Annotated in this window: 7 protein-coding genes and 2 pseudogenes; 6 read left to right on the plus strand and 3 right to left on the minus strand. The window is 62.8% G+C overall.

Annotated features, from left to right (window positions below):
• The first annotated feature begins 48 nt into the window (after positions 1–48).
• From ACTIIH_RS03910 to ACTIIH_RS03935, 6 genes and pseudogenes are all read left to right on the plus strand, one after another.
• A complete protein-coding gene (locus tag ACTIIH_RS03910) occupies positions 49–996 on the plus strand; it encodes a slipin family protein (RefSeq protein ID WP_441450580.1) in 948 nt (315 codons plus the stop codon).
• Between the two features lie 65 nt (positions 997–1,061).
• Positions 1,062–1,658: an HdeD family acid-resistance protein gene (locus ACTIIH_RS03915; protein ID WP_441450582.1), complete on the plus strand. Its 597-nt coding sequence runs from the start codon at positions 1,062–1,064 to the stop codon at positions 1,656–1,658.
• Positions 1,659–2,014: 356 nt separating this feature from the next.
• The gene (locus ACTIIH_RS03920; RefSeq protein WP_441450584.1) at positions 2,015–3,517 is read left to right on the plus strand and encodes an inorganic phosphate transporter; all 1,503 of its coding nucleotides are present in this window, start codon (positions 2,015–2,017) and stop codon (positions 3,515–3,517) included.
• 469 nt (positions 3,518–3,986) lie between these two features.
• A pseudogene (erm, locus tag ACTIIH_RS03925) lies at positions 3,987–4,787 on the plus strand (23S ribosomal RNA methyltransferase Erm); the annotation flags it as partial.
• 447 nt (positions 4,788–5,234) lie between these two features.
• Positions 5,235–5,921, plus strand: a complete 687-nt coding sequence (locus ACTIIH_RS03930) for a hypothetical protein (RefSeq protein WP_441450586.1) — start codon at positions 5,235–5,237, stop codon at positions 5,919–5,921.
• A 25-nt stretch (positions 5,922–5,946) separates the two neighbouring features.
• Positions 5,947–7,047, plus strand: a complete 1,101-nt coding sequence (locus ACTIIH_RS03935) for an ImmA/IrrE family metallo-endopeptidase (protein WP_441450643.1) — start codon at positions 5,947–5,949, stop codon at positions 7,045–7,047.
• 33 nt (positions 7,048–7,080) lie between these two features.
• Here the strand turns inward: ACTIIH_RS03935 and ACTIIH_RS03940 are convergent, their stop codons facing one another.
• The 3 genes and pseudogenes from ACTIIH_RS03940 to ACTIIH_RS03950 form a co-directional block, all read right to left on the minus strand.
• Positions 7,081–10,305 carry a type I restriction endonuclease subunit R gene (locus ACTIIH_RS03940; protein ID WP_441450588.1) on the minus strand — a complete coding sequence of 1,075 codons (3,225 nt, stop codon included), beginning with the start codon at positions 10,303–10,305 and terminating at the stop codon, positions 7,081–7,083.
• Positions 10,302–11,414, minus strand: a complete 1,113-nt coding sequence (locus ACTIIH_RS03945; protein WP_441450645.1) for an ATP-binding protein — start codon at positions 11,412–11,414, stop codon at positions 10,302–10,304. The genes ACTIIH_RS03940 and ACTIIH_RS03945 overlap by 4 nt, the downstream gene beginning before the upstream one ends.
• Positions 11,415–11,699: 285 nt before the next feature.
• Positions 11,700–12,056: pseudogene (locus ACTIIH_RS03950) on the minus strand (AlbA family DNA-binding domain-containing protein); the annotation flags it as partial.
• Positions 12,057–12,150: the final 94 nt, after the last annotated feature.

Consider the following 12,150-nt stretch of genomic DNA (forward strand, 5'->3'; position numbering starts at 1 on the left):
AGGCGTAAAATGGGGTGGACAGTCAATCGTCAAAGGAGGCGATTCGACATGTTGGCGCTCAGTATCCTCGCCGCACTTGTCGCACTCGGGATGACCGCGATCGTCCCCTTCGTCGACAAACTCGAGAAGGTCAACCTCCAGATCGTGACCATGCCGATCCCCGCGCAGGAGGGCATCACCCGCGACAACGTCACCGTCCGCGTCGACGCCGTCACCTATTTCAAGGTCGTCGACCCGTGCAAGGCAGTCATCGACGTCGAGGACTATCAGCTCGCCGTCGGTCAGGTCGCCCAGACCTCGCTGCGTTCGATCATCGGCCAGAGCGAACTCGACGATCTGCTCACCAACCGCGAACGCCTCAATCAGGGTCTGGCGAGCATGATCGACAGCCCCGCCGTCGACTGGGGCGTCCACATCGACCGCGTCGAGATCAAGGACGTTGCCCTGCCGGAGACGATGAAACGCTCGATGTCGCGCCAGGCCGAAGCCGAACGCGAACGTCGCTCCCGCGTCATCATCGCCGACGGCGAGCTGCAGGCATCGAACAAGCTCGCCCAGGCGTCCGAGGCCATGGCCCACACCCCATCCGCCCTGCAGCTGCGCCTCCTCCAGACCATCGTCGAGGTGGCCGCGGAACGGAACTCGACCCTGGTCCTGCCCTTCCCCGTCGAGCTGCTGCGCTTCCTCGAGAACAACACCCCTGCCGCTCCTCCCACCACCGAGGCGGGAGCGAAGTCGACCACGGAAGCAGGAGTCACACCCACCACGGACACCCCCGCCGAGGCGGCCGACCAGTCCGAATCGGACACGAAGTCAAACGTCCCCGCCGACCTCGAGGCCATCGTCCAGGCCATGTCCGAATCGCTCAAACTCACCGGGCTGATGCCCGAGCAGGAACGCGTCACCTCGGACATGCCGGAGCAGGAGCGGACCACCTCGGATTCGGCCGCACGGTCCGACACTGCCGACCAGGAGGAGCACTTCGGGCACGCCTGAACCTGCCCGCCGACCTCGCCTGCCGTCTTCAGCGTCTGTCCAAGCCCGAGGACTAGGCTGTGCGCATGGACCTCAAGCGCACTGGAAGAACAGTCATCGTCAACGGCGTCATCGCCCTCGTGATGGGTGCGCTGATGATGGTCTGGCCAGGCACCTCCGCCGAGGTGGTCGTGCGGATCTTCGCCTGCTGGCTCGCCGTCATCGCCATCTCCTCCCTCGTCTTCGCACCGCCGGGAGGCCGCACCGGCAGCATGGTCACACGCGCGGTCCTGCTCATCCTCCTCGGTGTGCTCATCTTCTTCACCCCGATGCTGTTCGCCTCCATGGTCACCGTGCTGACTGGATTCGCAATCATCTTCTTCAGCTTCCTCGCGCTCACCATGTCCTTCTTCATCCGTCGGATGGGCGTCAGGGCCTGGTGGGCGCTCACCGTCATCGGCGTCCTCGGCATCATCCTCGGCGGCTTCTTCCTCTTCGCACCGGGCGCCGGAGTGACCGCGCTGATCTTCACCCTCGCCGGGTTCATCATCCTCGTCGGCATCGCCCTCATCGCCCTCGGCCGTCGCCTGCGCAGGGTCGACCGGCAGATGAGAACCGACCCGCACCGCAATCGTCCCGACGACGGCGACGGCGATGTCATCCGCGGGGAGATCATCGACTGATTCCGGCCGCCTCGGCGAGCTTCTCCCACTTCATTTGAGCCCGGGTCCGCGCAGATGCGGATCCGGGCTCGGTCTTACCCGCGTTTCGGGCTGCAGTGGTCATTGTCACACAGCGAATCTTGGTCCCCGGCACACCCCTGTGCCACCTTCCGACAGGGCCCGCCGATATAGCACCTGACCTGGAACATCACGTGAACACACGGCAAAACTTACCGACTGTGCATGAGCACTTCGTGAGTCTCGGACGCGGTGTTCACCGTCCGTTCACTTTCGCCGTAACCTGGCGGTCATTCGACCTGCGAATCATGGAGGCAGACAGACACTGCCTCATCGACTGAATCCCGCTAGGAGAACGAATGACCCAGGTTCTGGCCCCGGAGCGCCACACTCCGCCGCCGGCCGTCGGCCGCAGCAACGACCGCCTCTGGCATCTGGCCTTCGGTGGGCTGCTGGCGATCACCCTCATCGCCTTCACCCTGTGGTCCTTCGACTTCGTGGGCCGGGACGCTCCCCGCATGGTGCTCGTCACCACGGTCATCTTCGGCGCCTTCATGGCGTTCAACATCGGCGGCAACGATGTCGCCAACGCCTTCGGCACCTCGGTCGGCGCCGGCACCCTGACGATGAAGCAGGCGCTGCTCGTGGCCGCGATCTTCGAGGTCAGCGGCGCCCTGCTGGCCGGCGGGAATGTCACTGACACGGTCAAGAGCGGCATCGTCGACCTCAGCGGGGTGGCGTTCAATCCGATGGACTTCGCGTTCATCATGATGGCGGCCCTCCTCGGCGCCGCGGTGTGGCTGCTCGTGGCGACTCGGATGGGCTGGCCGGTGTCGACGACGCACTCGATCATCGGCGGCATCATCGGCGCGTCTCTGACGATCGGCTTCGTCACCGGCACCGGCGGACTCGCCATGGTGCAGTGGTCCGAGGTCGGTCAGATCGCGATCTCCTGGGTGCTCTCCCCCGCCCTCGGCGGACTCGCCGCGTTCGTCATCTACGGGCTGATCAAGAAGTACGTGCTCGGCACATCACTGTCGCACACGCTCAAGCCGCACATGCTCGCCCCGGTCTCCGCAGCTGAGGGATCCGTCGACGCACAGATCGACGCCGCCACCGAGGATGCCCCCACCGACGGAGGATCGATCGGCACCCATTCGGCTCTGCAGCGGTGGGTTCCCGTCATCGCCGCCGTCGGTGCGGTCATCATCACCGCGATGCTGCTGTTCAAGGGTCTGAAGAACCTCGACATGAGCGTGTCCACCGTCGGCGGTCTGCTCATCATGGCGATGATCGGCGCGACCGTGTGGCTGGCTGTGTTCGTCTTCGCCAAGACCCTGCGCAAGCAGACGGTTCCCCGCGCAACCTACATCCTGTTCTCCTGGATGCAGGTGTTCACGGCCTCCGCGTTCGCCTTCAGCCACGGCTCGAACGACATCGCCAACGCCGTCGGCCCCTTCGCCGCCGTCCTCGATGTGCTCCGCACCGACAGCATCAGCGGCGAGACGACCGTGCCGTTCGCGGCCATGCTCACCTGCGGCATCGCACTCATCGTCGGTCTCTGGTTCATCGGCCGCAAGGTCATCGCCACCGTCGGCACGAAACTCACCGAGATCCACCCGGCCTCCGGATTCGCCGCGGAGCTCGCTGCCGCGGGAATCGTCATGGCCGCCTCGGTGAGTGGTCTGCCGGTGTCGTCGACGCATATCCTCATCGGTGCGATCATCGGCGTCGGTCTGGTCAACCGTTCGGCGAACTGGAAGCTCATGAAGCCGATCGCGCTGGCATGGATCATCACCCTTCCGGCCGCCGCGGCCATCGGTTCGATCGGCGTCATCACCCTGCGCACCATGATGGGCTGACCCACTGACACGAACGCTCGCACGCGTCCGCCGGACCGCGTTCGAGACATCATGTCGAACGGATCCGCTCCTCGCCCCGCCGGCTTCCACGCGAAGTCGGCGGGGCGTTTTTCGTCCGAACCATGGTCTCGGCAAAACTCCCTGTGCTATCTTGTTCGGCATGGGAACATTGAACAGCAGCGCAATGACTGCGCCTTGCTTCTTCATTCGTCTCCGCAGCGCCTGACAGCGCGCCGGACGGATTCTTCTGCGATCGGCTGACCGACGACGGTCACCCTGATCACCTCTGCAAGCGCGTTGTCCTCCCGGAGAGCCCTCGGCATCCGGGCGATGCGGCAATCGGCTGATCCCATTCCGATCCCCTGACCACTGCGATCATCAGTGATCGACCAGGTCATTCCGGATCGATCTGACTCACCACCATTGCGCTGCCTCGGGTGCCTCCATCTGATTCTTGGAGCACATCCCATTGCGATCCCGCACACCACGACACCATTCGACACGCAGACAGTCCCTTTCGCGTTCGGCCCCGCGGTCACAGCACGGCGGACGGCATGAACTCGGCCAGAATTTTCTGCGCTCATCGACCACCATCTCAACGATTGCGAGCTTGGCTCGTTCCACCTCCGGACCGATCATGGAGATCGGCCCCGGCGATGGGGCAGTCACCGCCGAGCTCTACCGGCTCGGGCGAGAGCTCACGCTCGTCGAACTCGACGAAACGAGGTTGGATCACCTTGAAGTCACGTACCCGCGGGCCGAGGTCCGGCACGCCGACATCCTGACCACTCGGCTCGACCGGCCGGTCATCGTCGGCAATCTGCCGTTCCACCTCACCACTGCCGTCCTCCGCAGGCTGCTGCGCTCCGAGCAGTGGCAGCAGGCCATCCTGCTCACGCAATGGGAGGTCGCCCGCAAACGCGCAGGAATCGGCGGATCGACCGTGATGACCGCGCAATGGGCCCCATGGTTCGACTTCCGCCTCATCACCCGCGTCCCCGCCGACGCGTTCATCCCGAAACCCAGCGTCGATGGCGGCATCCTCACCATCGATCGCTGCCCCACCGGATCGATTCCTGACAATGCTCGATCCGAATATCAACAGTTCGTCCGTGCGGTCTTCACCGGTCGCGGGCGAGGGATGAAAGGAATCCTCTCGCAGATGAGCATCACCGATCACCGCAGCCTGCAATCGACCATGGACCGCAACGACATCAGAGGAGGCGCCTTGCCCAAAGACCTCACCCCCGACCAGTGGACCGGACTGTTCACCGAGCTGGCCGCCGAAACAGATCAGACGAATGCGAAGAAGGGATCGACCATGCGACACAGCAAAGCACCCAAACAGAACCCCATCACCGAGGCGGCTCCGCAGACACCGTTGATCACCGGGGAAATGCCCATCGTCGGCGTCCAACCGGCGACCGAGAAGGTGCAGGCTTCCATCCCGGGCACCGACCCGAAGGCGAAGAGCCATGATAAGGGCCGTCTGCAGGCCGAACGCGGTTTCATGAATCAGCATCAGAAACCGCAACAGCCGCAGCCGCGGTGGAACCTGCCGCGGAGATGAGGAGCGTCCTCAGCGACGACTGCAGCTCCCCCTAGGCGCAGTTGGTGCCCGGCGAGACTCATACCAGTGAGTTCGCCGGGCACCAGCACTTCCGCTTTTGAACACCTTTATGAGAGTATGGATTAAGAGCACACGGGAGGTTCGGAAATGGCTGAAGCAGGGTTCTGGCCCACGAACGACAGCGGCCGAAATATCTGGCAAGGTGCCGATGCGCGGCAGAGACTCAACGAACTCGAGATCGACCTCGACTCGATCCTCGCCTGTCTCGGTGCTGGTGACCTCGCTGATCGACAGACCGACGAGTTCAGCCCGGTGACCGCCTCAGGGACCGAACGATGGAACCACACCGTTCAGGAGCTGCGACGAAGCCTGGCGGCACACGGATGGCGGGTGCAGAACCCGAACAACTCCCCCAGAATTGTACGACCGGATGGGGGCCTTGCCATCGCGGTCGTATCGGGAAACCACAACACCGGCAATCCGAACCGCGAGCCGAGCAATGCGCACGCGCTAGGGCCCACGGTCGACAAGTCCGTGCTGCGCAATCACACCCGCGAAGTGGTCGGCCAGCCCGCCCTCGACAGTGTGGAAGATGCCGCAGTCGAGGACGCCGTCAACCGGTTGGCTTTCGACCCGAAGACATGGATCCTGCTGTACCGGGCTGATCCTGGCACCGGGGTTCGTGCCGAACTGTCCTACCCGAATATGACCGACGACGGTTTCGTCTCGCACTGGCAGGAAAGGATCATCATCCCAACGGAGACGCCGTTGGATGAGACTCTGCCCCTCGAGACTCCGGTCGAAGACGTCCCCTTCGACATCCGCGAGGCATGATCGTTCCGTGAAAGCTGACTTGTCCATGCTCAACCCTGCCCGAATCACCCTTGCCAGAGAACTGCGCGGTCTGACAAAGGCGGCTCTCGCCGCTGAACTCGGTGTCTCTTCACGTACTGTTCGGACGTTTGAATCCGATGGGGCTCCGGCCGCCCGTGCCCAAGCTTTGGCGAAGGCCCTCGCTGTGGGCGAGTCGTTCTTCGTTCTTCCCGACGTCGCAGAAGTTACCTTCGAGGACGGGTTCTTCCGCTCGCTGCGATCAGCCACGGCAGCGCAACGGGCGTCGGCGCGAGCCAGCGCCTCCATCGGCACGGACCTCTACGGCTTCATCACCGACCGATTCACGCTCCCGCGGCTGAATCTTCCCGAGGCCGATCTCACTTCCCCGGAACAGGCCGCTCGCACACTTCGTGCGGCCTGGGGTCGAGGCACTGAACCCCTGCCGAATCTGATTCAGCTCGCGGAGTCCCACGGAGTGCGTGTCATGTCCTTGCCGGTGCAGTCTCGAACGGTCGACGCTTTCAGCTTCATCCGCAATCGGCAGGCTTATGCCTTTCTGTCGACGGCGAAGACTGCGGAGAGGTCTCGCTTCGATCTGGCGCACGAGCTCGGGCATCTGGTGATGCATGCCCACCAACCGCTGACCAGCGACGCTCGGTCATCTGCCGACACTGACCTGGAGCGGCAGGCGGACAGATTCGCAGCGGAGTTCCTCATGCCCGCCGAAGCGGTGCTGCCGCGAAGCAGCAAGGAACCTGCGGTGCCGGAGATCCTCAACTTGAAGAGGAGCTTCCACGTATCGGCAATGGCGATGGCGAAACGGCTCCACACACTGGGACGCGCAACGGAGTGGGCCTACAGAAAGAACTGCGCCGAATTGACCAAACGCGGATACAGAGCAGATGAGCCCGAAGGCATGCCCCGCGAGCGTTCACGTGTCTTCGACGTCGTCTTTCCGTCCCTGCGCAAGAAGGGCAACCTTGAGAATCAGCTGTCGGATGCGCTTGGGATCCGACTGCCGCTGGTGCATGAACTGACCTTTGCGCAGGTGCCGGTCCCGGTATCGGGAGGACAGCAAAGCGTGCCAGTCGGTCGCCCGGAACTTACCCTCGTGAAGGACACCTGACCCCTGGGCCGATCAGGCCAACGCCCGCCCATCTCATGCCGCCTGCACCTTCGCCAGCTCCTCCATCTGATCGATGACCAGCTGGATCGCCTCTTTGCGCCGATCCGGCGGGTACTTGTGCCGGATGAGCAGCAGTTTCACAGATGTCCGCAGCTTGGCGCGAACGTCGTCGCGCACAGTCCAGTCGGTCTTGACATCACGTTGCATGATGCCGACGAGTTCCCGGGCGATCTGCGCCAGTGTGTCCGCCCCCTGGCTCTGCACTGCTGATTCGTTCTCCGCCACCGCATCATAGAAGGCCAGTTCCTTCCAGTCCAGAGGCGGATCGAAATGCTGACCACGGTTGCCTTCGTCGGCCACCTCGCGCGCGAGCTCCACGAGCTCTGCGATCACCTCGGCCGAGGTCAGCTGCTGATTGGTGTACCTGTTCATCAGCTCTCGGATCCGCTCGGCGAACGCCTTCTGCCGCACGAGGTTGCTCTTCGTCAGCTGCGTCGCCCGGTCGGTGAGGACATCCCTGAGTGCTTCGATGGCCAGATGGGGAGTCGGTGACTTCTGGGCTTGGTGGGTGAGATCCGGGGTCAGGTCCTGCAGCGACGGTTTCGCGAGCCCAGCGGCCTCATAGATGTCGACGATCTCCCCAGCATGGGTCGACTCCTCCAGCAGGCCCGCGAGCATCAGCTCGACGTCCTCGGATACCGGGCGTCCCGAGGCCTGCCGCTCCTGAGCGTCGAACTTCGCCATCCACACGCGCACCTCTTCGTAGAACTGCGCATCCGCACGCCTGTCTTTGAGTTCATCGGAACCTCGGGCCAGTGCCCATGCTCGTGCCAGACTTCCTGACAGGCGCCGATAGTTGTCAGCCAGTCCCGAGTCCTCAGCTGCATCCGTGTCCGAAGAGTTCTCGGTGCCGTCGTCGCCGAGCCCTCGAGGCTGTTGTGCCAGCGTCACATCCGCATGCGCGGGGTCGCGCAGATAGTTCGTCAACCCTAGAGCAGCCTTGATGTGACTGCCGGGCTGTCCGTCGAGTTTCGCCCGCCAGTCGTATCCGGCGCACAACGTGTCCAAGGCGTCGAGGAACTCGTGAACGACTCGCACGGCATCGTCGAATTTGCGCCCCATCGGCTCTGTCTCCTGATCACGCGCCGTGTATTCGGCCAGCGCGTTGCGCAGGTTGTTCGCGATCGGAGCATAGGCGACCATGAGTCCGTCGGCTTTGCCCCGATAGGTGCGATTCACTCTCGCCAGGGTCTGCATGAGCAGCGCGTTCTTCAGAGGCCTGTCCAGATACAGCGTGTGCAGCTGTGGGGCGTCGAAGCCGGTGAGCATCATGTCCTTGACGATGACGAGTTCGAGTTCGTCATCGACGTCTTTGATGCGCTTCTGAATCGTCTTGTTCTGCCCCTGCCGCCGGCGATGCTTGGCGATGAGTCCGGAATCCGACGAATTCGATGAGTAGACGACCTTGATCTTGCCGGCGTCGACGTCGTCGCTGTGCCAGTCCGGGCGCAATTCGATGATCTCTTCATAGAGTCGGGCGCAGATCTCACGCGTGGCGCAGACGATCATCGCCTTGCCGGGTGCGGCGATGAATGGCCGCATCGATTCCGAGCGCTGCTCCCAGTGCTCGACGATATCGGCGGCCAGCAGCTGCAGCCGTTCGTGATTGCCGTAGACGGAGTTGATCACGGCGACCGACTGCTCCACGCGGGTGCGTTCGACATCGTCGAGGCCCGCGGTCGCCTCGTCGGCCGAGGTGTTGAGGTCGTCTTCGGAGACCTCCTGCCCCAGTCCCATCTCGATCAGACGCGGCTCGTAGACGACCGGGACCGTGGCTCCGTCGCTGACGGCCCTGGAGAGGTCATAGGTGTCGATGACATCGCCGAACACCTCTTGGGTGTTGCGGTCGGCGAAGGAGATCGGGGTGCCGGTGAATGCGATGAATGAGGCTCTGGGCAGGGCGTCGCGAATGTGTCGGGCGAAGCCGTCGAGCTCGTCATAGTGGGACCGATGTGCTTCATCGACAATGACGATGATGTTCCGGCGATTGCTCAGTTCCGGGTGGTCGAGCCCGTCGGCGCGTTCGCTGTCGGTGCGACCGAACTTCTGCAGCGTGCTGAAATAGATCCCACCCGTGGCCTTATGGGTCAGCGCCCCCCGGAGTTCCCGCCGGGAGGAGATCTTGACCGGATTTTCGGCTAGAAGTTGGGAGCGGTCGAAGGTTTCGAACAGCTGGGAGTCGAGTTCGGTTCGGTCCGTGACGACGACGATCGTCGGATTCTTCAGTTCGGGTCGGATCGCGACGAGATGGGCGTACAGTTCCATCTCCATGGACTTGCCCGATCCCTGCGTATGCCACACGACCCCCGCACGACCGTCGCTGCGCACCGCTTCGACGGTAGTGCCGACCGCCTTGGTGACCGCGAAGTACTGGTGCGGTTTGGCGACCCGTTTGGCCAGACCGTCCGCGCCTTCGTCGAAGGCCACGAAGTTGCGGATGATCTGTCCGAATCGCTCCTGATTGAACACCCCGTCGATGAGCACTTCGCTGCCGAGGCTCGCTCCCGTATCCGTGTGGTCGCGGCCGAGTGCAACCACCGCGCCGTCGTCGTCGACATTCCATGGTGAGTAGTGGTTGAAGGGGGTGAATGGGGTCCCATATTTCGCGTTCACTCCGTCGCTGACGACGGTGAGGGCGCAGCAGGAGAAAGCGTCGGGGAATTCCCGCAGGTACGTCTGCAGTTGCGCGTAGGCCTCTCGTTCATCTGTGTTCGCGTCGCCGGCCCGTTTGATCTCCATGATCACCAGCGGAAACCCGTTGACGTAGAGAACGATGTCGAAGCGTCGTTCGATCTCACGGTTGCGGATCGTCACCTGGTTGATCGCCAGGTAGGAGTTGTCCTCGGGACGGTGGCTGAAGAGGCGGATCGTCGGGTTCTGTTCGGTTCCGTCGGCATCGATGTAGGAGATGCCGCGATAGCCATGGGTCAGGTAACCGTGGAACCTGAAGTTCTCCGCAACCGGATCCGCCGAGGCGGCCGCGAGGATCTCCCCCAACGCTTCGTCGAGGTAGCGCGGAGGAACGCCCGGGTTGAGCGTGCGCAGGGCCTGAGCTGCCCGAGATTTGAGGACGAGGCTGTCCCATTCCGTTCGCCCATCGGTCTGTCCGGGGGCGATGTCCGGGCCGGGTACGTGCTCCCACCCGTTCTCGACGAGGCGGTCGATGTGAAAGGTCTCCCATTCGGATTCGGGGATCATACTTCCTCGTTTCTGGCGATGAGGCGATAACTCTGTTTGGAACTCGACTGCGTGCCGACCCGTTCGACGATCCCTCGTTCCATCAGGGTTCTCAGCCGACGCCATACAGTGGTGTGACTCAAGCCCAATTGCGATGCGATCTCACTTGTCAGCGCATGGCCTGCACCAAGTGCCTGCACCACGGCATCGAGTTGCCCTTCGATCCCGGGCTGACGAGACTGCGTTTCTGAAGGTATCGCAGCAGCCGTGGTCGGTTCGCCGGGCACAAGGTGGTAGCTGGCGTATCGTCTGCCGCCCTTGATTTCGGCTATTCGTCGATCAACAAGGTCTTTGAGGACGGCTCGGGCCTCGTCACCGGGCACGCTCCAGCCTTTGAGCATGGCGACGTTTGTTCGTCCGGCATTGATCATCATCGCGATCGCCAGATGATGAGTGTCCGACAGCCCGGCAAGACCCAGTCGGTTGATCCGGTCCATCGTCTGTGTCGACAACAGTGCCGTCCTCTGCATCGTCACTGTGAGGTGACCTGGTGAAACGTCGAACTCGGGCGGAGACATTCCGACCGCTCTGAGTGCCGCTGTCACTCTGAGCAGACCGGTTCCGCGGTTTTCAACGATGGTCTCCTTCTTCCCGATCACAGGCATATCGGAGAGGAGCTTCGCCAAAGTGGCATTGCGGGAAGTCGAGCCGCCTTCGTCAGTGCCCAGCGATTCTGCCGCCACTTCCCCGTACAGTCCTCCGGGGCTCCGCACTTCCAATCGATCCGGGAACAGCTCGATCTGAATCTGGGTCCCCCGGGATTCTGGACTGTAGTCGCGATGAAGCAGGGCATTGGCGAAGACCTCTCGCAGAGCTTCGATCGGGTAATCATAGCGGTCTTCGCGTCCGATTCCGTGAATGATCGCGGCTCGGCTCATGTGTTTGCGCATTGCGTCTATAGCCGCGTCAAGCTGATCGGGAATCGGACCGTCCAGGCTGAGGTTGTCATAGAAGCGTTCCCCGGACGGTCCCAGGCTCGCTCGATCACGTCCAGGAAAGACTACGAACGAGATGAACAGCTGAGGGAAGAACTGCTGAGGGTATTTTCCGACGGTCAGCAGTCCTGCCAAGGTGGGGCGAGTCTCTCCGCCGGCGGACGTGAGAACCCCCAGTCCTGTCAGCACTTCGTCCTCATTCTGGCCTTTGAACGCGCGCGGAGTGCGCTCTGTAGCCCTCTTGACGAGTTCGGTGCAGAGCTCGTCATCAAGGTGCTCTCTGCTTGCCTCCGCGACCGGTTCGCGGTCGTGAGTCTGCTGAATCGAATTCGTGAGCAGCTGGGTGACCTCATAGCCGGTCAGCTTCCGATCACCGTCTCCGCTGCGGATGAAAGAGCCCTGGTGCGCGCCACGGTCTGTGAGGTGGCACGGTTTGTCCTTGGGCAGTGCTTCAGAAACAACAATGCGGACAATGGCGGAGCCCTCGAATTCGAGGACTTCGACTTCATCGCGAATCGGAGGTGTCAGTTTGTCAGCGCACGCACCGGCGAGAGCATCACGTATCGCAGCGGCGTCGAAGCCGTCAGCTGCGGTGAAGTCGGCCGATTCGTCGATGCCGAGCAGGACAGTTCCGCCCTGACCGTTGGCAAAAGCGCTCAAGGTCTCCGGAACCGTCTTCGGAAGCTTTCCAACCGAGGCCTTGACCTCGACATCGGCCGGCTCGACCCCGAGCGTCCGGAGGCGATGCACGGCTGCAGTCAGTTCAGCGTCTTGCACCTTTTCACCGACCTTCCCTCCTTTTCAGGAACCTTACCACCTTTTCATTTCAGTGAAAGAGTTGTCGAAGTAGCTGTCCAAGTGGGCGCTGCCG

It is taken from the genome of Brevibacterium sp., from assembly GCF_052105255.1.
GTDB lineage: Bacteria > Actinomycetota > Actinomycetes > Actinomycetales > Brevibacteriaceae > Brevibacterium > Brevibacterium linens_B.